The sequence below is a fragment of the Dankookia sp. P2 genome (assembly GCF_050632255.1).
Classification (GTDB): Bacteria; Pseudomonadota; Alphaproteobacteria; order Acetobacterales; family Acetobacteraceae; genus Paracraurococcus.
On sequence record NZ_CP192581.1, the window covers coordinates 164,699 to 190,130 of the forward strand.

At 69.5% G+C, this 25,432-nt stretch carries 25 protein-coding genes and 3 pseudogenes; 16 read left to right on the forward strand and 12 right to left on the reverse strand.

The features are described 5' to 3' along the window. Positions 1-64: 64 nt before the first annotated feature. Positions 65-1,231, reverse strand: coding sequence for a serine hydrolase domain-containing protein (locus ACQ86J_RS00850; protein ID WP_431269644.1), 1,167 nt, complete (start codon positions 1,229-1,231; stop codon positions 65-67). 30 nt (positions 1,232-1,261) lie between these two features. Further along, the gene (locus ACQ86J_RS00855) at positions 1,262-2,224 is read right to left on the reverse strand and encodes a 3-hydroxyacyl-CoA dehydrogenase (protein ID WP_431269645.1); all 963 of its coding nucleotides are present in this window, start codon (positions 2,222-2,224) and stop codon (positions 1,262-1,264) included. A gap of 244 nt (positions 2,225-2,468) precedes the next feature. Between ACQ86J_RS00855 and ACQ86J_RS00860 the strand changes: the two genes are divergently transcribed. From ACQ86J_RS00860 to ACQ86J_RS00880, 5 genes are all read left to right on the forward strand, one after another. Beyond that, positions 2,469-3,218 carry a hypothetical protein gene (locus ACQ86J_RS00860; RefSeq protein ID WP_431269646.1) on the forward strand — a complete coding sequence of 250 codons (750 nt, stop codon included), beginning with the start codon at positions 2,469-2,471 and terminating at the stop codon, positions 3,216-3,218. Continuing rightward, the gene (locus ACQ86J_RS00865) at positions 3,215-4,348 is read left to right on the forward strand and encodes a toxic anion resistance protein (protein WP_431269647.1); all 1,134 of its coding nucleotides are present in this window, start codon (positions 3,215-3,217) and stop codon (positions 4,346-4,348) included. The genes ACQ86J_RS00860 and ACQ86J_RS00865 overlap by 4 nt, the downstream gene beginning before the upstream one ends. Positions 4,349-4,418: 70 nt before the next feature. Beyond that, the gene (locus tag ACQ86J_RS00870; protein WP_431269648.1) at positions 4,419-4,877 is read left to right on the forward strand and encodes a tripartite tricarboxylate transporter substrate-binding protein; all 459 of its coding nucleotides are present in this window, start codon (positions 4,419-4,421) and stop codon (positions 4,875-4,877) included. Continuing rightward, a complete protein-coding gene (locus ACQ86J_RS00875) occupies positions 4,841-5,389 on the forward strand; it encodes a Bug family tripartite tricarboxylate transporter substrate binding protein (RefSeq protein ID WP_431269649.1) in 549 nt (182 codons plus the stop codon). The genes ACQ86J_RS00870 and ACQ86J_RS00875 overlap by 37 nt, the downstream gene beginning before the upstream one ends. Positions 5,390-5,448: 59 nt before the next feature. Beyond that, positions 5,449-6,705 (forward strand): tripartite tricarboxylate transporter substrate-binding protein, encoded by a 1,257-nt coding sequence (locus tag ACQ86J_RS00880; RefSeq protein WP_431269650.1) that lies wholly within the window; start codon positions 5,449-5,451, stop codon positions 6,703-6,705. A gap of 1 nt (position 6,706) precedes the next feature. Here the strand turns inward: ACQ86J_RS00880 and ACQ86J_RS00885 are convergent. Beyond that, a pseudogene (locus tag ACQ86J_RS00885) lies at positions 6,707-7,093 on the reverse strand (YidB family protein); the annotation flags it as partial. Positions 7,094-7,123: 30 nt separating this feature from the next. On the opposite strand from ACQ86J_RS00885, the gene ACQ86J_RS00890 reads away from it, so the two are divergent. Together ACQ86J_RS00890 and ACQ86J_RS00895 are read left to right on the forward strand one after the other, a co-directional pair. Next, a complete protein-coding gene (locus ACQ86J_RS00890; protein WP_431269651.1) occupies positions 7,124-7,660 on the forward strand; it encodes an alcohol dehydrogenase catalytic domain-containing protein in 537 nt (178 codons plus the stop codon). Further along, the gene (locus tag ACQ86J_RS00895) at positions 7,545-8,192 is read left to right on the forward strand and encodes a zinc-binding dehydrogenase (protein WP_431269652.1); all 648 of its coding nucleotides are present in this window, start codon (positions 7,545-7,547) and stop codon (positions 8,190-8,192) included. Before ACQ86J_RS00890 ends, ACQ86J_RS00895 begins: the two co-directional genes overlap by 116 nt. A gap of 39 nt (positions 8,193-8,231) precedes the next feature. Here the strand turns inward: ACQ86J_RS00895 and ACQ86J_RS00900 are convergent, their stop codons facing one another. The 4 genes from ACQ86J_RS00900 to ACQ86J_RS00915 form a co-directional block, all read right to left on the reverse strand. Further along, the gene (locus ACQ86J_RS00900) at positions 8,232-8,867 is read right to left on the reverse strand and encodes a nitroreductase family protein (protein ID WP_431269653.1); all 636 of its coding nucleotides are present in this window, start codon (positions 8,865-8,867) and stop codon (positions 8,232-8,234) included. Between the two features lie 56 nt (positions 8,868-8,923). Then, a complete protein-coding gene (locus ACQ86J_RS00905; protein WP_431269654.1) occupies positions 8,924-9,175 on the reverse strand; it encodes a hypothetical protein in 252 nt (83 codons plus the stop codon). Positions 9,176-9,206: 31 nt separating this feature from the next. Beyond that, a complete protein-coding gene (locus tag ACQ86J_RS00910) occupies positions 9,207-9,572 on the reverse strand; it encodes a hypothetical protein (RefSeq protein WP_431269655.1) in 366 nt (121 codons plus the stop codon). 233 nt (positions 9,573-9,805) lie between these two features. Further along, positions 9,806-10,291, reverse strand: a complete 486-nt coding sequence (locus ACQ86J_RS00915) for a cupin domain-containing protein (RefSeq protein ID WP_431269656.1) — start codon at positions 10,289-10,291, stop codon at positions 9,806-9,808. Positions 10,292-10,737: 446 nt separating this feature from the next. Between ACQ86J_RS00915 and ACQ86J_RS00920 the strand changes: the two genes are divergently transcribed. Beyond that, positions 10,738-10,974 carry a hypothetical protein gene (locus ACQ86J_RS00920; protein ID WP_431269657.1) on the forward strand — a complete coding sequence of 79 codons (237 nt, stop codon included), beginning with the start codon at positions 10,738-10,740 and terminating at the stop codon, positions 10,972-10,974. A gap of 205 nt (positions 10,975-11,179) precedes the next feature. Further along, a pseudogene (locus ACQ86J_RS00925) lies at positions 11,180-11,545 on the forward strand (alpha/beta fold hydrolase); the annotation flags it as partial. Between the two features lie 285 nt (positions 11,546-11,830). Here ACQ86J_RS00925 and ACQ86J_RS00930 read toward each other — a convergent pair. Further along, a complete protein-coding gene (locus tag ACQ86J_RS00930) occupies positions 11,831-13,369 on the reverse strand; it encodes an acetyl-CoA acetyltransferase (protein WP_431269658.1) in 1,539 nt (512 codons plus the stop codon). A 203-nt stretch (positions 13,370-13,572) separates the two neighbouring features. Here ACQ86J_RS00930 and ACQ86J_RS00935 point away from each other — a divergent pair, with 203 nt between their 5' ends. Further along, the gene (locus ACQ86J_RS00935; RefSeq protein WP_431269659.1) at positions 13,573-15,024 is read left to right on the forward strand and encodes a carboxyl transferase domain-containing protein; all 1,452 of its coding nucleotides are present in this window, start codon (positions 13,573-13,575) and stop codon (positions 15,022-15,024) included. 144 nt (positions 15,025-15,168) lie between these two features. Here ACQ86J_RS00935 and ACQ86J_RS00940 read toward each other — a convergent pair whose 3' ends face one another. The 3 genes and pseudogenes from ACQ86J_RS00940 to ACQ86J_RS00950 all read right to left on the reverse strand — a co-directional run bounded on the left by ACQ86J_RS00940 (position 15,169) and on the right by ACQ86J_RS00950 (position 17,454). Beyond that, the gene (locus tag ACQ86J_RS00940) at positions 15,169-15,846 is read right to left on the reverse strand and encodes an amidase family protein (protein ID WP_431269660.1); all 678 of its coding nucleotides are present in this window, start codon (positions 15,844-15,846) and stop codon (positions 15,169-15,171) included. A 146-nt stretch (positions 15,847-15,992) separates the two neighbouring features. Beyond that, positions 15,993-16,784 (reverse strand): annotated as a pseudogene (locus ACQ86J_RS00945) (amidase family protein); the annotation flags it as partial. Then, positions 16,699-17,454, reverse strand: a complete 756-nt coding sequence (locus ACQ86J_RS00950; protein ID WP_431269661.1) for a tyrosine-protein phosphatase — start codon at positions 17,452-17,454, stop codon at positions 16,699-16,701. The gene ACQ86J_RS00950 and the pseudogene ACQ86J_RS00945, both read right to left, overlap by 86 nt. 134 nt (positions 17,455-17,588) lie before the next feature. Between ACQ86J_RS00950 and ACQ86J_RS00955 the strand changes: the two genes are divergently transcribed. The 6 genes from ACQ86J_RS00955 (at position 17,589) to ACQ86J_RS00980 (ending at position 24,272) form a co-directional block, all read left to right on the forward strand. Next, positions 17,589-18,380: an SDR family NAD(P)-dependent oxidoreductase gene (locus tag ACQ86J_RS00955; protein WP_431269662.1), complete on the forward strand. Its 792-nt coding sequence runs from the start codon at positions 17,589-17,591 to the stop codon at positions 18,378-18,380. A 607-nt stretch (positions 18,381-18,987) separates the two neighbouring features. Beyond that, on the forward strand, positions 18,988-20,892 hold the full coding sequence (locus ACQ86J_RS00960; protein ID WP_431269663.1) for a PrkA family serine protein kinase: 1,905 nt from the start codon (positions 18,988-18,990) through the stop codon (positions 20,890-20,892). A gap of 28 nt (positions 20,893-20,920) precedes the next feature. After that, a complete protein-coding gene (locus ACQ86J_RS00965; protein ID WP_431269664.1) occupies positions 20,921-21,793 on the forward strand; it encodes a DUF444 family protein in 873 nt (290 codons plus the stop codon). Beyond that, on the forward strand, positions 21,684-22,223 hold the full coding sequence (locus ACQ86J_RS00970; RefSeq protein WP_431269665.1) for a DUF444 family protein: 540 nt from the start codon (positions 21,684-21,686) through the stop codon (positions 22,221-22,223). The genes ACQ86J_RS00965 and ACQ86J_RS00970 overlap by 110 nt, the downstream gene beginning before the upstream one ends. Then, positions 22,220-23,758, forward strand: coding sequence for a SpoVR family protein (locus ACQ86J_RS00975; RefSeq protein ID WP_431269666.1), 1,539 nt, complete (start codon positions 22,220-22,222; stop codon positions 23,756-23,758). The genes ACQ86J_RS00970 and ACQ86J_RS00975 overlap by 4 nt, the downstream gene beginning before the upstream one ends. Positions 23,759-23,828: 70 nt before the next feature. After that, entirely contained in the window at positions 23,829-24,272 is a 444-nt protein-coding gene (locus ACQ86J_RS00980; protein ID WP_431269667.1) for a DoxX family protein, read from the forward strand. Positions 24,273-24,287: 15 nt separating this feature from the next. Here ACQ86J_RS00980 and ACQ86J_RS00985 read toward each other — a convergent pair whose 3' ends face one another. After that, complete coding sequence (locus ACQ86J_RS00985; RefSeq protein WP_431269668.1) at positions 24,288-25,388, reverse strand: serine hydrolase domain-containing protein; 1,101 nt, start codon at positions 25,386-25,388, stop codon at positions 24,288-24,290. Positions 25,389-25,432 lie beyond the last annotated feature (44 nt).

The window sequence follows — 25,432 nt, forward strand, 5'->3', positions numbered from 1 at the left end:
GTGCCAACCCAGAAAAATAGATGAGGGGTCCGGGGAGAATACCTTCTCCCCGGACTTGCTTCCTTCACGTCAGGCCGGCGTAGACCGCCCGCTCCGCCGCCTCGAAGGCGGCCAGCGCCGCCGGGTCGGCAAAGGGCAGGATCTGCGTGGCGATCACCCCGGCGCGGTCACGCTTCGGGTCGATCCAGTAATAGGTGTTCGCCAGCCCGGCCCAGGCCAGGCTGCCGGCGGCGCGGCCGCCAGGCACCTCCTCCTCGTTGATCAGGAAGGACAGGCCCCAGCCCTTCCGCATGCCGGGGAAGAGCTTGACGTCATGGGTCGAGGCCGGGATGGCGGACTTCATCGGCGTGACCTCGAGCGGCGCGATCTGGTCGCGCATGGCCTCGCGCACCGTCTCCGGCGACAGGATGCGGGCACCGTCCAGCGTGCCGGCATTCAGCCACATCCGGCAAAAGCGGAGGTAGTCGGTGACGGTGCCGTAGAGCCCGCCGCCGCCCATGTGGAATTCGGGGTCCTGCGGCACCTCGAAGGGGATCGCGGAAAGCGTGCCATCCGGCGCCTTGGCGTGCATGGAGGCGAGGCGTTCGCGCTGGTCCGCGCCGATCCGAAAGGCGGTGTCCTTCATGCCGAGCGGGCCGAGCACGTCGTCTGCCAGCACCTCGGCCAGCCGCCGTCCCGTCACCTTCTCCACCGCCAGACCGGCCCAGTCGATGCCGATGCCGTATTCCCAGCGCTCGCCCGGCTCCGCCACCAGTGGCGTGGTCAGCGCCTTGCGCTGGCAGCCGATGATGCCGGGGACCTCGCGCGCGACCATGTAGGCGCCGATCTCGGGGTTCCACATGTCGTAGCTGAAGCCGCTGGTATGGGTCAGCAGGTGGCGCAGGGTCAGCTTCTTGCGGGCCGGCCGCAGCATCGCCTCGCCGCCCTCCGGGGCGAAGCCCGTCAGCACCTGCGGCTGCGCCAGATCCGGCAGCACCTCGCCGATCGGCCCGTCGAGCGAGAGCCTGCCGGCCTCGACCTGCCGCAGCGCCGCCGTCGCGGTGATCGCCTTGGTCATGGAGGCGATCCAGACCACGGTGTCCGGGGTCATCGCCGTCGGCCGGTCCAGGCCGCGGCGACCGAAGGCGCCCTCGTACAACGTGCCGCCGGCATTGCCGGCGGCGAAGGCAATGCCCGGCACCGCGCCGCGGTCCACCGCGCCGCGCAGGATGGCGTCGATCTCGGCCTTCATGGCATTCGCTCCCTCGGCTTCGGAGGAATGCTAGGCCGCCGGGCGCCGCCGCCGCCAGCGTCTCCAGCCGGGCTGCCCGCGCTTGTGCGCCACCAGCGCCATCAACCGCCGGTCGCGCCAGGCGCTGCGCTCCTGGATCTTCTCCAGCGGCAGCGCCGCGCGGCGCTCGGCGGTCACGTCCTCCACCGTCGGCGCGTCGTAGTCGTAGGGCGTCTGCTCATGGGTGATGCCGCCCATCAGCGGGCCGAAGCGGCCGACATAATCCTCGACCCCGCCCGGGGCGTTCAGGTCGATTGTCTCGAAAGGTCCCATGAAGGACCAGCGCAGGCCAAGCCCGTCCTTGACGCAGGCATCCACGTCGGCGGGCGACATCACCCCGTCCCGCACCATACGGAAGGCCTCGGCCACCAGCGCCGCCTGCAGCCGGTTGAGCACGAAGCCGGTGGTCTCCTTGAAGGCCACCACCGGCACCTGGCCGACGCGGTCCATGAGCGCGCGGGTGCGGGTGATCACCGCGGGGTCGGTCCAGGGCGCGCCGACCAACTCGACCAGCGGCACGAGGTAGGGCGGGTTCACCGGGTGCGCCACGAGGCAGCGGCCGCGGCCCGGCAGGTTGCCGGTGAACTCGCTGGCCGGGATGCCGGAGGTACTGCTGGCCAGCACCACCTCGGGCGGGCAGAGCCGGTCGAGCTCGGCGAACAACTCCTGCTTGGGCGAAAGCCGCTCCGGCCCGTTCTCCTGCACGTGGATGGCGCCGGCGACGCATTCCGCGAGCGTCGCGGCCGGGGTGATGCGGGCAAGGATCGCCTCCGGGGTCTCCTTCACCAACCCGGCGGCCTGCAGGTCGGCCAGGCTGCCCGCGATCAGCGCCATGGCGCTCCCGGCGACGCCGTCCACCTTGTCCCAGAGCGAGACGGAGAGCCCTGCGCGGGCAAAAACCATCGACCAGGCCCGGCCGATCAGCCCCGCCCCCACCACGGCGACCTTGTCCATGCACACCCCTCCCGCTTGTCATGTACCGTTACGCGCCCGCCCATTGATCCGGGCCATGCCGGGCGCGATGTAACGCCGCGCCATGGACACGCGCAACGCGACCCCTGTCGGTCACCCCGGCGCCCACGCAGCCCGCGCTGCATACCCCGCTGGTCTGGGCCTGGGGCGGCGCGCTGCTGACCGCCTCGCTCTGGCTCACCGGCATCATTGCCTTGTTCAACAGCCTCGGCAGCCTGTTCGACTGATGCTGCGCGACCTGCTCGATGGCTGGATCGGGCTGCGCGCCCGCTGGCGCGGCTACGGGCTGCCTATCTTCGCCTCGCCCCTGCTGCCGGCCGGGCTGATCGCCGCGATCGGCGGCGACGAGAAGATCGTGCTCGGCTCGGCGCTCGGCTTCGGCGCCAGCCTGCTGGCGGCACGGGTGCTGCGGCGCGGCCGGCAGGGCGATGCCAACCGCGCCGCCTGGATCACCGCCGTGGGCACCGGGCTCGCGGCCCATTTCGCCGCCGGTCTCGGCACCATCTTCCCGTTCGTCATGGCCGGCGGAGCCCTGCTCGGCACGCGGCTGATGTACACCGCCCTGCCGGAGACGGCGCCGCCGCCACCGCCCGAGCCGCCCCCAGCGCCACCCGGCCCGATCGAGGAAAGCCGCGCCCGGCTTGCCCGGATCGAGGCAGTCGCGGCACGGCTCGCCGACCCGCGGCTGCAGGGCGTGGCCAGCGCGATGGAGGGGGTGCTGGACGACCTGACCGCGCGGCCCGACCGGCTGCCCATGGCGCGGCGGTTCCTGACCGTCCATCTCGACGGCGTCGAGCGCATCGTCCAGCGGCTGGAGGCCGGCGCCGAGGCGCCGGGCGACCTGCCCCCGCTGCTGGACGAGCTGACCCGCACCGCGACGGAACTACGCGGCCGGCTGAAGCATGAAGAGACCGAGGCTTTGGAGATCCAGGTGAAGGTCCTGGCGGACCGCCTGCACGAGGAGGGCTACCGATGAGCGGCACCGCAACCACGACGGGCGCGAAGCTGCCGGTCATCTCCCCCGAGGCGCTGCAGGCGGCGCTGGAACAGGTGCCTGAAGGGCGCGAGGCGGCGGTGCGCGACCTCGCCGCGCGGATCGACATCGCCGATCCCGGCAGCATCCTGCGCTTCGGCCAGGAGGCGCAGAACCGCGCGACATTGGCAGCCGACGCCATGCTGGAAGGCGCCCGCAACCGCGAAGCGGGCGAGGCCGGCGTCACCCTCTCGACCCTGCTCGGCACGCTGCGCGGCTTCGACATGCGAGGCCTGGCGGAGAAGCCCGGTTTCTTCGCCCGCATCTTCAACAAGGCCGGCGCCGAGACCGCCAAGGTCGTGCAGCGCTACGAGACCATCAAGGGCCAGGTCGAGGAGGTCGGCGACCGGCTCGACGGCCACCGCACCAAGCTGCTCGAGGACGTCGAGAAGCTGGAGCGGCTCTACCGCGCGACGCTCGACTGGTTCCACGCCCTCGGCGACCACATCGCCGCCGGCGAGACCGTGCTGACCCGCGTCGACCAGGAAGCCGTGCCCGCCATGGCGCGGGAGGTCGAAGGCGGCGACAGCGTGGCGGCGCAGCGGCTGCGCGACCTGCGCAGCGCGCGGGACGAGCTGGAGCGGCGGGTGCACGACCTGCGGCTGACCCGTCAGGTGGCGATGCAGGCGCTGCCTTCGATCCGGCTGATCCAGGAGAACGACAAGGCGCTGGCCGCCAAGATCCAGAGCGTCATCGCCAATACCGTGCCGCTCTGGCGGCAGCAGCTGGCCCAGGCGCTGGCGATCCAGACCATGCGGGAGGCCGGGCGGACGCTGAAGGAGGCGACCGACCTGACCAACGACCTGCTGGTCGGCAATGCCGAGCGCCTGCGCCAGGGCAACCTCGAGGCCCGCACCCAGCTGGAGCGCGGCGTCTTCGACATCGAGGCGGTGAAGAAGGCCAATGCCTCGCTGGTGGCGACCATCGAGGACAGCCTGCGCATCGCCCAGGACGCCCAGGCGCAGCGGGCGAGCGCCACGAAGGAGCTGGAAAAGGCCGAGGGCGAGATCCGCCGGGCGCTGCTGGCAGCCAAGGCCTCGGGTGGCCCTGGCCAGGGCGCCCGCGCCGGTTGATGCGTTCATGATCGGGCTTGTCCGCGCGGTGGTTGCACCGTAGGTGCTGCCGCAGCGCAGGAGACGTGACATGCCCGGAACCAGCCGCCGCCAGATCCTTGCCGCCGGGGCGCTGCTCGCGGCGCCAGCCCAGGCCCGGGCGCAAGCCTGGCCGAACGGCCCGATCCGCATCGTCGTCCCTTTCCCGCCTGGCGGCAGCGTCGATGCCGTGGCGCGGCTGGTGCAGCCCCACCTGCAAGCCGAACTCGGCACCCCGGTCGTGATCGAGAACCGGGCGGGCGCCTCGGGCGCGCTGGGCGCGGCGCAGGTGGCCCGGGCGGCGCCGGACGGGCAGACCTTCCTGCATGTGTTCGACACTCATGCGGTGAACCCGGCGCTGATTCCCAACCTCGGCTACGACACCCAGAAGGACCTTGCGCCGGTGCTGCTCTTCGGCACCGCGCCGATGGTGGTCACCACGCCCAAGGGGCGTCCCTGGGGGATTTCCCTTCGATGCTGGCGGCGGCGAAGGCCAAGCCGGACACGGTGACCTTCGGCACCATCGCCAACGGTTCGCTCGCGCACCTGACCATGATGCTGCTGCAGAAGGCGGCCGGCGTCGGCCTGGTGCATGTGCCCTATCGCGGCGGCGGGCCGCTGGCGGTCGCCGCCGCCGCCGGCGAGGTCGACCTCCCCACCGCCACCGGCACGATCTTCGTGCAGCAGATCCAGGCCGGCAGCCTGCGGGTGCTGGCCAGCACCGGCCCGAAGCGCTGGTCCGGCCGGCCGGAGGCACCGACGCTGAAGGAGATGGGCATCCCGGTGGAGGCAGAGGCCTTCTGGGGCGCCCTGGCCCCGGCCGGCACCCCGGCCGCGATCCAGGCCCGCTACGCCGAGGCGCTGCGGAAGGCCATGGCGGTACCGGCGGTGCAGGAGCGGCTGGTGAACGTCTTGGGCATCGACCTCGCCCCGCGCGACGGCGCCACGTTCCGCGACTTCCTGGCCCAGCAGATCGAGACCTGGGGAAAGGTCGTCCGCGAGAACGGGGTCAAGCCAGACTGACGAAAACAGCTGAAGGGCTCAGGGAGAATATTCTCTCCCCGATCTTTGGGATGTCGCCGATGCACCGCCGCTCGTTGCTTGCCTTCTTCTCGACGCCTGCCTTCGCCCAGTCCTGGCCGAGCGGCCCGATCCGCATCATCGCCCCCTTCCCGCCCGGCGGCAGCGTCGACACCATCGCCCGGCTGCTGGTGCCCTCGCTGCAGGCCAGCCTCGGCGTGCCGGTGGTGATCGAGAACCGCTCGGGCGCCGCCGGGGCGCTCGGCACCGCGGCGGCGGCGCGGGCGGTTCCGGACGGCCAGACCTGGGTGCTGGTCTTCGACAGCTTCGCCACCACCAATGCGCTGAACCCCCAGGCCGGCTTCGACGCCCGGCGCGACTTCGCCCCGGTAATGCTGCTGGCCACCGCGCCCATGCTGCTGACCACGCCGCTCGGCCGCCCCTGGCGGAGCCTGGAGGAGGTCGCCGCAGCGGCGCGCGCGAAGCCGGACACGCTGACCTATGGCACGGTCGGCGCCGGCAGCCTGGCGCACCTGACCATGGAGGTCTGGCAGCAGGCCGCCGGTCTCCGGCTGATCCACGTGCCCTATCGCGGCGGCGGGCCGCTGGCGACGGCGGCGGCCGCGGGCGAGGTGGACCTCGCCATCGCCTCCCGCGTCGGGCTGGGCGGCCAGGTCGGCACGCGGCTGCGGGCGCTGGCGCAGAGCGGTGCGAAGCGCTCGCCGGCGCTGCCCGACCTGCCGACCTTCGCCGAAGCCGGTTTCCCCGGCGTGTCGGCGGAGGCCTTCTGGGGCATGCTGGGCCCGGCCGGCCTGCCGGGCCCGGTGCTGGCGCGCTTCCATGCCGCGCTCGCCGCGGCGCTGGCCGATCCGGCGACCCGGCAGCGGCTGGAGGAGGGCCAGGGGGTGGACATCGCCGCCTCCTCCCCGAGGCCTTCGCCGCTTTCCTCGACGGTCAGATGGCCGAGTGGGGCCAGGTGGTGCGCGAGCGCGGCATCAAGGTCGATTAGGCCTCCCGGTCGGGCCCGCCGGCTTTCGGGCCGAGCAGGCCGGAGGCCGGGGCCGCCGCGTCCGAGGTCGTCCCGGTGCCGAAGCGGGGCATCCCCGCCTCGCCGCCCGCGCCCTGGCCGGCATGGTGCAGCGCCCCGCCACCCGCGCCGCCGAGTGGGGCCGCCGCCGAACCGCCGCGCGGCATCTCGCCCGCGGCGCCCATGCCGCCGGCGCTGCCAGGGACCGCGCCGATCGACGGATCCCCGCCCGGCTTCGGCAGTTGCCCCTCCGGCGTCATCGCATCCACCAATTTCGGCAGCACCTGGCTGAGCAGCGCGAGCAGGCCCGGGCGTTCCATCCCCGCCTCATGCGCCATGGCATCGGCTTCCTGGCCGGGGAAGGCGCGGTCGAGTTCCTGCGGCTGGACTGGCCGGTTCTCGCCCGTTGCGATCCAGCTCTCGACTCGATCGCCAAGTCCCGCGTTGCGCAGCCGGTCGACCAGCGCCTGCAGCCCGGAAGCGCCGGGCTGCCCACCCATCAGGTGATTCAGGATGCGGTCGAGCGGCGTGCCCTTCATGTCGTTCAACGCGGCACCGCCCAGGCGCGACAGGAACTCGCTCATTGCCCATGTCTCCTCCGTTCGATGCGGCGATAAAGCGCGAGGCGAGGATGCGTTGCGGCTGCATGCCTTGACCCGGCGGCCGGCCGGATGTCCCATGCGCGGCCTTATTCAACGGGAGAGAACACCATGCGCGCCTGGGCCGTCGTCGAGACCGGAAAGCCGCTGCAGGAAATCGAGATGCCGACGCCGGAGCCGCAGGGCGCCGAGGTCCTGCTCGAGGTGACGCATGCCGGCGTCTGTCATTCCGACCTGCATATCTGGGAAGGCGAGTACGACCTCGGCTCCCGCGGCAAGATGCGGCTGACCGATCGCGGCGTGAAGCTGCCGCTGGCGATGGGGCACGAGATCGTCGGCCGCGTGGTCAAGCTCGGCCCCGATGCGGCGAACCAGGGCAGCAAGGTCGGCGACCTGCGCGTGGTCTACCCCTGGGTCGGCTGCGGCAAGTGCGCAGTCTGCCAGCGGGACGAGGAGAACATGTGCCTCTCGCCGCGCAGCCTCGGCGTCTACCAGGAACGGCGGCTACGCCACGCATGTCCTGGCGACGCATGTGAAGCACCTGGTCGACATCGAGGGCGTCGACCCGGCGCTGGCGGCGACCTATGCCTGCTCCGGCGTGACGGTCTATTCGGCGATCAACAAGCTGCTGCCGATGGACCCGAATGAGGCGATCGTGCTGGTCGGCGCCGGCGGGCTCGGGCTGAACGCCATCGCCATCCTCAAGGCGCTCGGCCACAAGCGCATCTGCATTGTCGACATTGACCAGAAGAAGCTGGACGCGGCGAAGCAGCAGGGCGCGACCGACACGGTGCTGGCCGCCGGCGAGGACACCGCCAAGCGCATCGTCGAGACCTGCGGCGGCCCGGTCGCCGGCATCATCGACCTGGTGAACGGCACCCAGACCAGCCGCTTCGCCTTCGACGCGCTGCGCAAGGGCGGCAAGCTGGTGCAGGTCGGCCTCTTCGGCGGCGAGATGAACATCCCGCTGCCACTGATGCCGATCCGCGCCATCACCATCCAGGGCAGCTATGTCGGCGACGTGAAGGAGCTGCGCGCGCTGATCGGCATCGCCAAGAAGGGCCAGATTCCGGCCATCCCGGTGGAGCTGACGCCGCAGAAGAACGCCGACGCGGTGCTGAACCGGCTGAAGAACGGCCAGATCACCGGCCGCGTCGTGCTGGTCGGCGAGGCGGTCTGAGGGGACCGGGCCGGGGCGCAGGCCCCGGCCCCGCTTCGCTCAGCCGCCCCGCGCCGCCTCCCAGGTCTCGCCCCAATTGTCGAGATAGGTGATCTCCTCCAGCGGCCCGCGGCCGACCGGGCCGAAATTCCCCATCGGCCAGCCGATCGGCAGGATCGCGTAGCTGTGGACGCCAGGCGGCAGGCCGAGCGCCGCCTCCGACTCCGCCTCGAAGATCAGGTGCCGCGTCGTCAGCGTGGAGCCGAGCCCGAGCGCGCGGGCCGCCAGCAGCATGTTCTGCACCGCCGGGTAGATGGAGGCGCCGGACCAGCGCATCGGCTTGTCCTCCATCAGGCAGGCGACGATCCAGACCGGCGCCTCGGCATAGTGGTCGGTCAGGTATTCCACCGCCTGGTGCTGGCGATGGTAGCGCGCCGCATCGATGCCGGGCGGCGGCGCGCTGCCGGCGTAGCGCGGCCCGATCACCTCGTCATAGGCCCGCTTGTACCAGCGCTGCACCGCCTGCTTCCGGGCCGGGTCCTTCAGCACCAGGAAGCGCCACTTCTGGGTGTTGCCGCCATTCGCCGCGGAGGCGCCGGCGCGCAGGATGCGCACCACCAATTCGTCCGGCACCGGGTCCGGCTTCAACCGCCGCATCGCGCGGGTGGTGTGCATGATCTCGAAAACGTCGGTCATCGCGGCGCTCTCCTTCCTGTCGGGCGCAGCCTGTCACCGGATGGCGCGATGCGCCATCACGGCTGCAAGGCCGTCAGCGCCGCCCGCACCGGCCGGTCCGAGATGCGCATCAGACCGTCATAAGGACGGTCGAGCTCGACGATGAGGAAGATCGCCCCGCCGACCGACAGCGCGCCGACCAGCATCGCGGTCACCACCGTGGCATTCAGCCGCGTCATCAGCCCGAAGCCGAGGAAAAGCATCCCCAGCCAGAAGATCAGCACGACGAGGAACGGCGCCGGCAGGGCGCTGACCTGCTGCTCCACCACCACAGCATGCGGGTGCGGGTGATCGCGACAGTCAACTCGATCGCCCTGGCAAGGCCCAGGCGTTGGGCATCCTTGTCCGGCTGCAACTGCCACAGCGCCGCATGGAATGGCTGCATCGCCTCCCCCGGGTGCCGCCCCCGGCCTTGCGCTGCTCGAGGACATGCAGCGCTTCCTCGGCGACGCCCTGCCGCAGCATCGCGCGCAGCGGCGCGGCCTCAGGCCCGTAATGCAGCAGCACCCGGTCGAGCGCGACGATGTTGGCCGCCAGCAAGGCGAGCTCGTCGCTCTGGGTGCGGTAGGCGGTCTGCGTCACGCTGATCAGCAGGCCGAGCACCAGCGCCGACATGGTGGCGACCAGCCCCATCACCAGCTTCACCGCATCGCGCGATCTCGCCATCCAGGTGGTGCTCCGGCAGTCGGTCGCGCAGCCGCAGCCCGGCCAGGGCCGCGACGAAGGCGATGCCGAAGGCCAGCAGGGCAAGGAGCTCCCGCATTCATCCGCCAGGCCCGCGCCGGCCGCGCCGCATCGCCCCCGTCATTCGCCACCCCCGAGCGGCGGGAGCCTAGCAGCCCCGCCGGGCGCCGCATGGCGCTGCCGGCCGCGATCGGGTCACTTTCCGGCGCGCGCGCCTAGAGCGGCCAGGCGCGGCCCCGCACCGGCTCGCGCGCCGGGTCCGGCACGGCGGTGATCTGCGGGACGGCGCGGTCGTGCTCGCCGGGGCGGCCGCGGTATTCCGTGGGCGACTGCCCGACGGGATAGGCGCCGACCACCAGCAGGTCCTCGCTGGCGCCGAGGTTGCGGTGGCCGACCCCGGCAGGCAGCACCACCACGTCCCCGGCGGCAAGGTCGAGCGCCTGGCCGCCCTCCCCGCCCAGCATCACCCGCACCCACCCGGCGGCGATCGCCAGCGCCTCATGCGCGTCCGGGTGGTAGTGGTGATAGGGGTAGATGCCGTTACGCCAGGCCGGCGGCCAGCCATGCGCGGCGAATAGCGCCTCGGCGGCGGTTGGGTCGCCCGGCGGCAGCGCGGCGCGGAACAGCAGCGCCGGCAGCCGTGGGTTGTTCGGGATGCTGCCGTCATCCGCGAAGAAGAGAAGCTCGGGCCCTTCGGTCATTTGCGTCTCCGCAATTGAGTACGGCTTGCGCCGCGTGGCATGCTGCTTCGCAATCGCTCGGGGGAAGAAGATGGCAAACATCGGCCGGTTGCGTGACTTCGTGCAGGGCATGACCCGGCTGGCTGATGCCGGCGGGAGCGCGGACGTGCTGCAGGAAGCCGGCGCAGGACTGCTGCGCGACCTGGTGGCGGTGGATGACTGGCTGCCTGACGCCTGCGCCGTGCCCGGGCCACGCTACCGCCAGTTCCTGCTGCATTGCGACCCGGCGGAGCGGTTCAGCATCGTCAGCTTCGTCTGGGGCCCTGGACAGCGCACGCCGATTCACGACCACTTAGTCTGGGGGCTGGTGGCGCACGCGGGGCGAGGAGATCTCGACCGAATACCGCCTCGGCCCGCCCGGCACGCCGCCGCAGCCCGGGCGACGGGACCGGCTGCGGCCAGGCGAGGTGGCACTGGTCCGCCCCGACAGCACCGACATCCACCTGGTGGAGAATGCCCTGGCCGATGCGCCGAGTATCAGCATCCATTGCTACGGCGGGAATATCGGCGCGGTGCGGCGGCATGCCTTCGACCCGGTGACCGGCGCGGCGCAGGACTTCATCTCCGGCTATTCCGCCGACACGGTGCCGAATTGTGGGACCGCAGCGCCGGGTAGCGGCGCACGGACCTTCGGCGGCTGCTAGGCTCCTTGCATAACGCAAACCGGAGGAAACGATGTCCGAGCTGCCGCCCCTCGACGATGCCGTGCTGCCGGAGGGCATGCGCGCGCGAATGATCCCCGGCATCAACGGCCTGACCATGCATGTGCTAGAGGCGGGCGAGCCCGGCAATCCCTGCCTGCTGCTGCTGCACGGCTTCCCGGAACTCGCCTGGTCTTGGCGGAAGGTCATGCCGGCCCTGGCAGAGGCCGGCTATCACGTGGTTGCGCCGGACCAGCGCGGCTATGGCCGCACCACGGGCTGGAATGCTGATTACGACGCTGATCTCTCGCCCTTCCGCATGCTCAACCTGGTGCGCGACCAACTCGGCCTGGTGGCATCGCTCGGGCTCGGCCATGTCGAGGCGGTGATCGGGCATGATTTCGGCTCGCCGGTCGCAGCCTGGTGCGCGCTGGTGCGGCCGGACGTCTTCCGTCGCGTGGCGCTGATGAGCGCGCCCTTCGCCGGCCCGCCTTCCCTGCCCGAGGAAGCGCCGCCGCGCGCCCCGGCCATGGACGTACACGCCGCGCTGGCGGCGCTGGAGCGGCCGCGCAAGCACTACCAATGGTACTATTCGGAGCGCGGCGCCAATGAGGAGACGTGGCGCAGCCCGCAGGGGAGTCCATGCCTTCCTGCGCGCCTACTACCACATGAAAAGCGCCGATTGGCCGGGCAACAAGCCTTTCCCGCTTGCCGGCTGGACCGCCGAATCATTGGCCAGGCTGCCGACCTACTATGTCATGGACCTGGGCAAGGGCATGGCCGAGACGGTGGCGCCGGAGATGCCGGACGCCGCGGCGATCGCAGCCTGCCAATGGCTGCCCGACAGCGAACTGGCCGTCTATGCCGAGGAGTATGGCCGCACCGGCTTCCAGGGCGGGCTGCAATGGTACCGCTGCCGCACCACTGGGCTGTTCGAGGCGGAGGCGCAGGTCTTCGCCGGCCGCACCATCGACGTGCCCTCGATCTTCATCGCCGGCGGCAGCGACTGGGGCGTGGAGCAGACGCCAGGCGCGCTGCGCCGCATGCGCGAGCTGGCCTGCACCAGGATGCAGGGGGTGCATCTGGTGGAAGGCGCTGGCCACTGGGTGCAGCAGGAGCAGCCCGAGCAGGTCATCGACCTGCTGCTGAGCTGGCTCGGCTGAGACCGGCGGGTGGGTTCAGGGAGGGCAAAGCCCTCCCTGCCCCTCAGGCGCGCTCGGAGAATCGAGACGTAGTTGGCGACGGCGGCGCCGCCCATGTTGAAGATGCCGCCGATATCGGCCTTCGGCAGCTGCATCGCCCCCGCTGTGCCGGTCAGCTGCATTGCCGTCAGCACATGCATCGAGATGCCGGTCGCGCCGATCGGGTGGCCCTTCGACTTCAGCCCGCCGGAGCGGTTGACCGGCAGCTTGCCATCGGCCGCGGTGACGCCGTCGAGGATGGCGCGGGCGCCCTGCCCTTCCTTCGCCAGGCCCATCGCCTCGTATTCCAGCAGCTCGGCGATGGTGAAGCAGTCATGCGTCTCGACAAAGGAGAGATCGGTGACAGCGGAAAGCCCGGCCTGGTCCAGCGCCTGCTGCCAGGCGCGCTGTGGGCCTTCGAAGCGGATGATGTCGCGGGCGGCGATGGGCAGGAAATCGTTGACCTGCACGGCAGCGCGGAAGCGGACCGCCTTCTGCATCGCTTTCGCGGTCTCGGCATCGGTCAGGATCAGCGCCGCGGCGCCGTCCGAGACGAGGCTGCAATCGGTCCGCTTCAGCGGCGGGGCGACGAAGGGGTTCTTCTCGGACTCGGCGCGGCAGAAGGCAAAGCCGAGGTCCTTGCGCATCTGTGCGTAAGGGTTGTCGACGCCGTTCTTGTGATTCTTCGCGGCGATGGCGGCGAGCGCGTCGGACTGGTCGCCATGCCGCTGGAAATAGGCCTCGGCGATGCGGCCGAAGACGCCGGCGAAGCCGCCCTGGATGTCCTGCTCGGTCTTGCGGTAGCTGGCGTTCAGCAGGATCTCGCCAACCTGGGCGCCGGGGGTCGCGGTCATCTTCTCGGCGCCCAGCACCAGGGCGAAGCGGCCGCGCTTGGCGGCGAGGAAGTCGAGCGCGCCGTGGATCGCGGCGGTGCCGGTTGCGCAGGCATTCTCGTAGCGGGTGATCGGCTTGAAGCGCAGCTCGGGCACCGATTGCAGGATCAGCGAGCTCGGGAAGCCCTGGTTCGTGAAGCCCTCGCCGAAGACGCCGACGAAGCCGGCATCGATATCGGCCGGGGATATCCCGGCATCCTCGATGGCGGCGCGGCCCACCTGGGCCAGCAGCGTCTCGATGTCCGGCGCCTCGGCGCGGCCGAAGGGCGTATGCGCCCAGCCGACGATGCAGGCTTCCGGGGCAGCCATGGTGGGATCGGGCATTGGGGTGTCCTCCGCGGTTGGGGCGAAGATAGGCCCGGCTACCGCCTGGCGCCACCGCATGCTGGAATGCCGGCAAGGCATGGGAGTGGAACGAATGAGCTGGCAGCCCGAATTGGACGACCTCGCCCGCCGCCAGGCCATGGCGAAGGCGATGTGGCGGGCCCGACAAGGTCAAGCGCCAGCACGATGGTGGCCGGCTGACGGTGCGGGAACGGGTCGATGCCATGCTCGACCCCGGCTCCTTCCACGAGGTCGGCGCCATTGCCGGCAAGGCGAGCTACGGGCCGGACGGCACGCTCGTGGAGTTCACCCCTCCAACTGCGTCATGGGTCGCGGCCTGGTGGACGGCCGGCCGGTGGTGGTGGTGGGGGACGACTTCACCGTCCGCGGCGGCAGCGCCGACGCCACCATCAAGGAGAAGCCCATCATGGCGGAGCGGATGGCGGCCGACCTCCGACCTGCCGATCATCCGCATCATCGAGGGCTCGGGCGGCGGCGGCTCGGTCAAGACCATCGAGACAACAGGCCGCGCCAACCTGCCGGGCGGCATCGGCGGCCAGGCGATGTACCACCTGACCGGCGACAACCTCTCCCGCGTGCCGGTGGTGGGGCTCGGGCTCGGCTCGGTCGCCGGGTTGGGCGCGGCACGGCTGGCGGCGACGCATTTCTCGGTCATGACGAAGGAGACCTCGGCGATGTTCGTCGCCGGGCCGCCGGTGGTGAATGCGCTCGGCAACAACCTGTCGAAGGCCGAGCTCGGGGGCTGGGAGATCCAGTGCAAGGCCGGCGCCGTCGACCATGCCGTGGACTCGGAGGAGGAGGCCTTCGCCGCCGCCCGGCGCTTCCTCTCCTACCTGCCCGGGCATGTCTGGGGATTGCCGAAGCGCCTGCCCTCGGAGGACGACCCGAACCGCACCGAGGAAAGCTGGCTGAGCGTCATCCCGCGCAACATCCGCCAGCCCTATCGGATGCGGCCGATCATCGAGGGGGTGATGGACCGCGGCTCGGTCTTCGAGATGGGGCGGTATTTTGGCCGCTCCGTCATCACCTGCCTGGCGCGGCTGAACGGGCTGCCGGTGGCGGTCCTGGCCGGTGACCCGATGTTCTATGCCGGGTCCTGGACGGCCGATGCCTGCGCCAAGGTGGTCCGCTTCGTCGACCTCGCGGAGACGTTCCACCTGCCGGTCGTCTACCTCATGGACTGCCCCGGCTTCATGATCGGGCTCGAGGCCGAGCAGCGTGCCACCATCCGCTGGGGCGTCCGCGCCATGGCGGCGGTGAACCAGTCCACCGTGCCCTGGTGCACGGTCATCGTCCGTAATGCCTTCGGCGTCGCCGGCGTGGTGCACCAGCCGGCCAGCCGGTTCTCGGTGCGGCATGCCTGGCCCTCGGCGCGCTGGGGATCGCTGCCGCTCGAGGGCGGGATCGAGGCGGCATACCGCGCCGACCTCGACGCCGCCGAGGATCGCTCGGCGACGCTGGAGGCGATTGAGACGCGGCTGCAGCCGCTGCGCAGCCCGCTGCGGACGGCGGAGGCCTTCTGGGTCGAGGAGATCATCGACCCGCGGCAGACACGGCGCTTGCTGTGCGACTTCGCCGGGCTGGCGGAGCGGGTGCTGGAGCCCGGGATGCGGGCGCATGGGATGCGGCCGTAGAGGAAAGATCGGGGAGGGAAAAGTATTCCCTCCCCGAACCCCTCCCTTCCTCTTTGTGGGTCTGGCGCTCGCCGCGCGGAGGGTCCCGACCCAGAAAAATAGATGAGGGGGCCTGGGGGAGAATACCTTCTCCCCCAGTCTTCCCTACGCCGTCACATGCACCCCCGGGCGCCGCCCATCATTCCAGTGCCCATCGAGCGCCCGTTCCACCTGCGCCGCCAGTTGCAGCAGCAGCCCATCATTCGCCTGCCTCGCCTGGGCCTGGATGCCGAGCGGCAGGCCGCTCTCCTGCACGCCCATCGGCAGGGAAATCGCCGGGATGCCGCAGAGATTGGCCAGCGGCGTATAGGCGAAGTTGCGCCAGAGATTGCCGAACCAGTCGCGCACCGAGGGATTGTCGCTGATCGTCAGGTATTCCGTCGTGCCGATGGGCGGCGTCGGCAGCGCGGTGATGGGGGTCAGGATGATGTCCCAATCCTCGAAGAAGGCGGCGAAGCCGCGGGAGGTGGCGTTGAACACCGCCTGCATCCGCGCCCGGTCGGCGAAGGAGATGTGCCGGCCTTCCTCCCAGATGCGGATATTGATCGGCTCGACCAGCCCCTCGGGCGGCCGGTCCAGCCCGCGTGCGGCGATCAGGTTGCCGACGGTCTGGGCGAAATTGCCGATGTAGCAATCTGTCTGCGCAGCGAAGGCGGCGCGGAGATCGACCGCCGGCAGCGCCCAGTCCACGTGATGGCCAAGGGATTCGAGGAAGCGTCCGGCCTTCTCGAGCTCTGCCACCAGATGCGGCGTGGCGCGGTAGTCGCCCCATTCATGCGACAAGGCGATGCGCAGGCGGGGGGATCGCGCCGGATCAGCTCGGCATAGGGCTCGGCGGGCATCCAGTAGGGCATGAACTCGCCCGGCGCGCCGCCGCGGCAGCTGTCCACGAACAGTGCGGTATCACGCACGGTGCGGCTCTGGCAGCCCTGGATCGAGACCAGCCCGGTCAGGTCCGAAGCCGCCGGCGCGATCGAGAAGACGCCGCGGGAGACCTTCAGCCCGATGTTGCCGCAGGCTCCGGCCGGGATGCGGATCGAGCCGCCGCCATCCGTCGCATGCGAGATCGGCACCGCGCCGGCGGCCACCATGGCGCCGGTGCCGGCCGAGGAGCCGTTGGTGGTGTAGCCGGTGTCCCAGGGGTTGCGGGTGACATAGACGGCCGGGTTCTCGGCGGCGCTGCAGCAGCCGAATCTCGGTGTGGTTGTGCGGCCGATGACGTTCAGCCCGGCCTGGCGGATGCGCCCGGCCAAGAAGCTATCGGCCGCGGCACGGTTGCCGCGCATCAGCTGCGAGCCCATCTCCTGCAACCGCCCTTTCAGGGTGGGGCCGAGGTCCTTCATCAGGTAGGGCACGCCGGCGAAGGCGCCGGCGGGATCCATGCCGTCGCGCAGCGGGTCGGCGACGACGTCATCGAATAGCTCGACGACGGCGCTCAACGCCGGGTCGGTCCGGGCGATGCCGGCGGCAGCCTGGGCGGCCAGTTCCGCCGGCGTCACCTCCCCGGCACGGACCCAGTCGGCAAGCGCCACTGCGTCGTGCCTTGCCCATTCGTCCCAGGACATCACCAAATTCATGTTGCGCGTGCTCCAGTCGATGTCGGGTCGATGCAAGGCCTGGACCGGGGCGGCGGGGCTATTCCAGGTAGGTCTCGCGCAGCGCCCGCAGCCGCGCAGCGTCGAGGCCGAGCCCCTGTTCCAGCAGCAGGGGTAGGCCGCCATGCGCGGCGATGGCGCGGTCGAGCGTCTCTTCCAGCAGCTCGGCATGGGTCGAGAGCAGCGCATTGGCCAGCCCGGCCGGTGTGCCTTCGGGCAGCGAATGGTCGCGCCGCCAGATCCGGTCCGTCGCCTCGTAGTCGGCCACCACCGTCTCCCGCGTCGCGCCCAGCGCCGTCAGGACCAGCGCCGCCCCCACCCCGGTCCGGTCCTTGCCGGCCGAGCAGTGGAACAGCACCGCCTGCCGCCCGGGCTCCAGCAGCAGCCCGAACAGCGCGCGATAGACGTCGATGAAGCGCGCGAGGTAGTCGATATAGGCGCGTCGCAGCAGGGAGACGACATCCTCTCCGGTCGACTCCTCCCGCAGCATCAGGTCGCGCAGCGAAGCGCCAACCGAGGGTTCGATCGGCAGGTGCACACGTTCCGCCGAAGGCGGCAGCCGAGAGGGCCGCAGGGCCGCCTCGTTCACGCCGCGGAGGTCGCACACCGTGCGGATGCCGAGACCCGAGACCCGCGCCTGATCGGCCTCGGTCAGGTTGGCAAGCGTCGCGGATCGAAAGATCAGCCCGCGCCGCACCCGCCTGCCATCCGCCACCGGCCAACCGCCGAGGTCGCGCAGGTTGGAGGCCCCTTCGAGCGGCACGGCATGCGGCAGGTCCTGGGCGGTTTCGGTCATGGCGCTCTCCCGATCGGTTGGCGGGAGCCCTGGCCCAGCCTCGGGCCAAGGCAGAAATCGCCCAGCCGCGGGTTGACGCCACCAGGACGCGCTGCGGAGACTCACCCATAGCAAGCAACGGAGGAACCCAGGACATGCCCGAACCGACCCTGTTCGACCTGACCGGCAAGGTGGCCATCGTCACCGGCGGCAGCCGCGGAATCGGCCGTGCCATCGCCGAGCGCCTGGCGCAGCACGGCGCCAAGGTCGTCGTTTCCTCCCGCAAGCTCGATGCCTGCCAGGCCGTGGTGGACGGGATCGTGGCCAAGGGCGGGGAGGCCGTGGCCACGGCCTGCAACATCGGCCGGAAGCCGGAGCTCCAGGCGCTGGCGGACCAGACGATCGCCACATGGGGTGGCGTCGACATCCTGGTCTGCAACGCCGCGATCAACCCGCATTTCGGCCCGGCCATGGGGATCGCCGACGACATTTTCGACAAGATGATGGCGACCAACGTGAAGTCGAACATGTGGCTGTCCCACATGTGCATCCCCAGCATGGAGGCGCGCGGCGGCGGGTCGATCGTGATCGTCTCCTCGATCGGCGGCTTCAAGGGCTCGGTCAACCTCGGTGCCTATGCCATCACCAAGGCGGCCGACCTGCAGCTGGCGCGGAACCTGGCCTGCGAATGGGGGCCGAAGAACATCCGGGTGAACTGCATCGCCCCCGGCCTGGTGCGCACCGACTTCGCCCGGGCGCTGTGGGAGGACCCGGTGAACTACAAGAAGCGGACCCGGGACACGCCGCTGAAGCGGATCGGCGAGCCCGACGAGATCGCCGGCGCGGCGGTCTTCCTCGCGAGCGCCGCGGGAAGCTTCATGACCGGGCAGCACATGATCATCGATGGCGGCGTGCTGGCCGGCAGCCCGGCCCATTCGGACGACTGACCGCAATGTGCCGGCCGGGCCCTGCCCGGCAGTGGCGATCCGCTTCCGCCCGGGATGCGGGGAGAAATTTGCGCAACCCGCGGCGGCGGCGGGAACCGATGGTTCCCGCTAATCTTTGCGTCACTGACGCCGGTGGATCATCGGTCTGCCGGCCGGCGCCGCCTCGGGATTCCATTGCGTGCGCCCCAACCCGGCCAAGGCGGGCCCGGTATCCGGGCGGACGCCATCGCAGTGTCGGGCCAGATCGGCAAGACGCGAGATGCCGCCGCAACAGCTAGTCGCTGCCTGAAACATGGCCAAGTTACTTTTTGTCGCAATCATGAAGCGATCCACAAGCGATCACCCTGTCCTACTGGCAAAAAAGCCAGGTGGCGCTGGTCATGATTTGAATGACAAGCGGTCTCGGGCGATCCTGCGCCTCCGCGCGGGTCGCCTCCCCCTGCCGTGATTTGCACTCTACACGGCTGGAGTGCGACGCAGCAATAAAAGTTTACCGCACTCTGCCATGGCAAAGCCCATGCTGTCGGCGTTGCACACTCGTGGCAGTGCTTCCAGGGGCCGCCGATGGACACCATGCAGGACATTTTCGCCGATTACGCACGGGCCTATGAGTCCCGCAAGGAATCGGACATGTCGATTGCCGAATTCTCTTGAGGGCTGCCGGACTGATCCGGGCCACTACGCGACCGCACCCGAACGCATTCTCAAGGCGATCGGGGAGCCCGAGGTGGTGGATACCGCCAAGGATACCCGGCTTGGCCGGATTTTCCTGAACCGGACGATCCGCATCTACCCCGCCTTCTCGGAATTCTTCGGGATGGAGGACACGATCGAACGGATCGTGGGCTTCTTCCGCCATGCCGCCCAGGGCCTGGAGGAGCGGAAGCAGATCGTCTACCTGCTCGGCCCGGTGGGGGGCGGCAAGTCCTCGCTCGCCGAGCGCCTGAAGGCGCTGATGGAGCAGGAGCCTATCTACGTCCTGAAGGCCGGCGACCAGATGAGTCCGGTCTATGAAAGCCCGCTCGGCCTGTTCGACCCGGAACGCCTGGGCGACATGCTCGAGCAGCGCTACGGCATCCCGCGCCGCCGCCTGACCGGGCTGATGAGCCCCTGGGCGCTGAAGCGGCTGGACGAATTCGGCGGCGACATCACCAAGTTCCGGGTGGTGAAGGTCCGCCCCAGCCGGCTGCGGCAGATCGCAGTGGCCAAGACCGAACCGGGCGACGAGAACAACCAGGACATCTCCTCCCTGGTTGGCAAGGTCGATATCCGCAAGCTCGAGATGTATGGCCAGAACGACCCGGACGCCTACAGCTTCTCCGGCGGTCTGAACCGCGCCAACCAGGGCATCCTCGAATTCGTCGAGATGTTCAAGGCGCCGATCAAGATGCTGCACCCGCTGCTGACCGCGACGCAGGAGGGCAACTACATCGGCACCGAGAATATCGGCGCCATCCCCTTCCAGGGCATCATCATGGCCCACTCCAATGAATCGGAGTGGCAGGCTTTCAAGAACAACAAGAACAACGAAGCCTTCATCGACCGTATCTACGTGATCAAGGTGCCCTATTGCTTGCGGGTGACCGAGGAGCAGCGGATCTACGAAAAACTGGTGCGCGGCTCGGAACTCGCCGCCAATCCGTGTGCCCCTTCGACGCTCGAGATGCTGGCGCGGTTCTCGGTGCTGACGCGGCTGCGGAAGCACGAAAACTCCAACATCTACGCCAAGATGAGGGTCTATGACGGCGAGAGCCTGAAGGAGACCGATCCGCGCGCGAAGAACATGCAGGAATACCGCGACGCGGCCGGGCCGGACGAGGGCATGGACGGTGCCTCCACCCGCTTCGCCTTCAAGATCCTGGCGGCGACCTTCAACTACGACACGACCGAGATCGCCGCCGACCCGGTGCACCTGATGTACGTACTGGAACAGGCAATCCGGCGGGAGCAGATGCCGGACGAGACCGAGAAGCGTTACCTGGAATTCATCAAGGGCGAGCTGGCCCCGCGCTACGCCGAGTTCATCGGCAACGAGATCCAGAAGGCCTATCTCGAATCCTACAACGACTACGGCCAGAACCTGTTCGACCGCTACGTGGCCTATGCCGATGCCTGGGTCGAGGACATGGACTTCAAGGACCCCGACACCGGCCAGATGATGAACCGGGAGTTGCTGAACCAGGAGCTCACCAAGATCGAGAAGCCGGCCGGCATCGCCAATCCGAAGGACTTCCGCAACGAGGTGGTCAAGTTCGCGCTGCGAGCGAGGGCCAACCGTGGCGGCAAGAATCCCTCCTGGACCAGCTACGAGAAGATTCGGGAGGTGATCGAACGGCGCATGTTCAGCCAGGTCGAGGACCTGCTGCCGGTGATCAGCTTCGGCTCCAAGAAGGACTCCGAGTCGGAGAAGAAGCACGGTGAATTCGTGGCCCGGATGACCGCGCGCGGCTATACTGAGCGCCAGGTTCGCCGGCTGGTCGAATGGTATATGCGCGTGAAGCAGGCCGGCTGACCGCGCAACCCGGAAGGCACGCCGCTGCATGCAGATCCTGGATCGCCGCCTCAATCCCAGCGGCCGGAGCCTTCCCAACCGGCAACGCTTCCTGCGCCGGGCCAAATCCCTGGTGCAGGAAGCCGTCCGCGACGCCTCGGCCAAGCGGGACATCCGCTCGGCCGATGAGGGGGAGGTCACCATCCCCCTGCACGGGATCCGCGAACCCTCCTTTCATCTCGGCCAGGGCGGCACGCGGGACCATGTGCTGCCCGGCAACAAGGAATACCGGGAGGGCGATGAGATCCAGCGGCCGCCGAGCGGTGGCGGTGGCGGCGGCTCGGAAGGTTCGCCCGATGGCAGCGGCGAGGACACCTTCCGCTTCGTCCTGAGCCGGGAGGAATTCCTCTCGCTCTTCCTCGACGACCTCGAATTGCCGGATATGGCCAAGCGCCGGCTGGTCGACGGCGCCGACCCGGTCTGGCACCGCGCCGGGTATTCCGTCAGCGGCTCGCCGGCCAATCTCTCCCTGCCCCGCACCATGCGGAACAGCCTGTCGCGCCGGATCGCCCTGCGCCGCCCGAAGCCGGAGGAGGTGGAGGCGCTGGAAGCCGAGATCGCCGCCCTGGAAGGCCAGCCGGAGCATGCCGAGCGCGTGCTGGCGTTGCGGGCAGGAGCTTGGCAAAGCAGCTGCTGCGCAGCCGCCGCATTCCCTATATCGACCCGATCGACGTCCGTTACCGGCGCTTCGAGCCCTCCCCCGTCCGGTCGCCCAGGCGGTGATGTTCTGCCTGATGGATGTCTCCGGCTCGATGACCGAGGACATGAAGGACCTCGCCAAGCGCTTCTACACGCTGCTCTATCTGTTCCTGCAGCGGCGCTACAAGCATGTGGAGCTGGTCTTCATTCGGCACACCCATGAGGCCTCGGAGGTCGACGAGGAGACCTTCTTCCACAGCCGGGAGACCGGCGGCACGCTGGTCTCGACCGCGCTCGAGGAAATGCGCAAGGTGGTCGCCGACCGCTTCCCGCCGGCCGAGTGGAACATCTACGCCGCCCAGGCCTCGGACGGCGACAATGCCGCCGGCGACAGCCAGAAGACCGCCCGGCTGCTGGTCGATACGATCCTGCCGGCCTGCCAGTACTACGCCTATATCGAGGTTGGCCGGGAGGGTGAGCACGGCATCCCCGGCTTTCCGCGCGGCCCGACTGATCTCTGGCGGACCTATGAAGCGTTGGTGAATGCCGGCGCGCCGCTGGCGATGAAGAAGGTGCGCCACCGTCGGGAGATCTTCCCGGTGTTCCGCGAACTGTTTGCCAAGCGCGGCGTGACCGAAGGGGCCAGCGCATGAACGTCATCGTCAAGCCCGAGGATCGGCTGCTCTACCAGGGCGCCGATTGGGATTTCGACACCCTGATGCGCATCCACGACGCCTGCGAGGAGATCGCCGGCAGGAAGCTCGGCCTCAGCTGGTACCCCAACCGGATTGAGGTGATCAGCGCCGAGCAGATGCTGGACGCGTATGCCAGCACCGGCCTGCCGCTCTTCTACCGGCACTGGTCCTTCGGCAAGCATTTCGCCCAGCACGAGGCGTTGTACCGCAAGGGACTGCGCGGCCTCGCCTATGAGATCGTCATCAACTCCGACCCCTGCGTCTCCTACGTGATGGAGGAAAACACCACCACGCTGCAGGCGCTGGTGATCGCGCATGCCGCCTTCGGCCACAACCACTTCTTCAAGAACAACGAACTTTTCAAACAGTGGACAGATGCCAAGGGCATCCTCGACTACCTCGAATTCGCCAAATCCTATGTCCAATCCTGCGAGGAGCAGCATGGCGAGGCGGCGGTCGAGCGGGTGCTGGACAGTGCGCACGCGCTGATGAACTACGGCGTCCACCGTCATCGCCGCCGTGCGCCCGACCTGATGTCGGAGCAAAAGCGCGAGCGCGAACGGCGCGAGCATGACGAGCGCATGTTCAACGTGCTCTGGTCCACCCTGCCGGAAAAGGCGAGCGCCCCGGCGGCCAAGGGTGAGGAGGAGCGCCGCCGCACGCTCCTGCAGTTGCCGCAGGAGAACGTGCTCTACTTCCTGGAGAAATCGGCCCCTCGCCTCGCCCCTTGGCAGCGCGAGATCCTCCGCATCGTCCGCAATGTGGCGCAATACTTCTACCCGCAGCGCCAGACGAAGATGATGAACGAGGGCTGCGCCACCTATACCCATCACCGCATCCTCGGCCGGCTGCACGAGCAAGGCCGGATTTCCGACGGCCATTGGCTGGAGGTGCTCCACTCCCACTCTTCGGTCATCATGCAGCCGGATTTCGACGATCAGCGCTACTCCGGGATGAATCCTTACGCGCTCGGCTTCGCCATGATGGAGGATATCGAGCGCATCTGCCGCGAGCCGACCGAGGAGGACCGCGAGTGGTTCCCCGACTTCGCGGGCTGCGGCGACCCGATGCCGGTTCTGCGGCATGGCTGGGCCGAATTCCGCGACGAAAGCTTCATCCTGCAATTCCTCAGCCCGCACTTAATGCGAAAGCTGAAGCTCTTCCACCTCGTGGATGACAGCGCCCAGCCGGTGCTGCGGGTCGATGCCATGCATGACGAGCGCGGCTATCGCCGGCTGCGCCGCGCGCTGGCCAAGCAATACGACCCGGCATGGTCGGACCCGGACATTCAGGTCGTCGATGTTGACCTTGGCGGCGACCGCAAGCTGATCCTGGAACACCGCGTCGCCGCTGGACGGTTGCTGGAGGAGCAGGAGGCCCGGCAGGTGCTGCGCCACCTGGCCAGCCTCTGGAGCTACGACGTCCTGCTGCGCGAGGTCGATCCGGTGACCGGCGCCAGCCTGCGGGAACACGCGGTCAGCCCGCCGCGCTGACGGCGTGGCTCCCGCTTCCGCAAGGGGGCGATTCTAGTCCAGGCTGGTGTTCCATCCTGGGAGAGCCCCCATGCCGTCCGACTCCGCCGCAAACCCCGACCGCACCGCCAACCTCGATGGCGGGCTGCTGCTCGCCCGGATCATGCTGAGCGCGCTGTTCCTCGTCTCCGGCTATTTCAAGCTGATGGCCGTGGAGCGCACCACCGGCTACTTCGCAGGTCTCGGCATGCCGGTTCCGGGCGTCATGGTCTGGGTGGCGATCCTGGCCGAGCTTGGCCTGCCGGTCCTGCTGCTGCTCGGCATCCGCGCCCGCTGGGTGGCATTGGCGCTCTGCCTCTTCACCCTGATCACCGCGGCCACCGGCCATCGGTTCTGGGGGATCGATGCGGCAGCCCAGTTTCCGCAATATGTCGCCCAGCTTACCCAGTTCCTGAAGAACCTCGGCATCGCCGGCGGCTTCCTGCTGCTGGCCCTGATCGGTCCGGGCCGCTACGCGATGGACCGTCGCGGCTGAAGGCGCGGGCGTGGCTCAGCTCCGCAGGGCCGCCCCCACCGCCGCCATGAAGCCGTCCAGCCTGGTCGCGTCCACCCAGCGCAGCACCGCAACCGTCTCCGCCGCCGGATCCACCCAGGTGATGTTCCCGCCGGCACCGGAGAAGGTGTAGCTCTCGGCGCTGGCGCTCGGCCATTTCGCCCGCCCGGTGTTCAGCCACCACAGCAGGCCATAGGCCGGGTTCAAGGCGCAGGGCGTGCGGCACTCCGCCACCCAGCCGACCGGCAGGAGGCGCCGGCCCTCCCAGACACCGTCCTGCAGCACCAGCTGGCCGATCCGCGCTTGGTCCTCCGCATGGATGAAGACGCCGCCGCCCCAGTGCCCGCCGCCCGAGACGCTCTGCACGCGCCGGCCGCCGAGCTCGACCCAGCTGGTCTCGTAGCCATGCCATTCCCAATCGGCGGATGCGCCGATCGGCCGCATGATCCGCTCGGCGAAGACCTCGGGTAGCGGGCGGCCGAAGCGCCGCAGCAGCGCGAGCGAGAGGCGGTTCACCCGGACGTCGTTGTATTCCCAGTAGGTCCCGGGCGGGTGCAGGGGCCGGGCCAGGCCCTTCTGTCCCTTTCCTTCCACCACCAGGTTGCGGCCACGGTCGACCAGGTCGGACTTGCCGAAGAGCGTGCCCTCCCACTCCGAGGTATTGGTCAGCAGGTGCCGCCAGGTAATGCCGGCATTCTGCGCCGAGTCGAAGCCGCCATCCTCGACCAGGGTGCGGACTGGCGCGTCGAGATCGGGGATCAGCCCGTCACCGACTGCTAGCCCGGCAAGAAGCGCCAGGTAGGATTTCGCCACGCTGAAGGTCATGTCGACCTGCCGCGTGTCGCCCCATCGCGCGACCACCCGGCCATGCCGCAGCAGCAGCCCGTTCGGCCCGCCGCGTGGGCGGACCGGGCCGAGGATGGCATTGTCCGGCGGAGGCTCGAAGAAGCCGGCCTCGATATGCGCGCGGATATCACGCGGCCAGGGTGATGGATGCGCCAGGGCGAAGTCGACGGCATCGACGAGCGCCGCGGGATCAAGCCCGCAAGACTCGGGCGGCGAGAGGGCGGCGCGATTGGGAGAGGATGAGTGCTGCACCCGGTTATCCTAGGACAGCCGTAGCCTGACTGGAACGGCAGGCC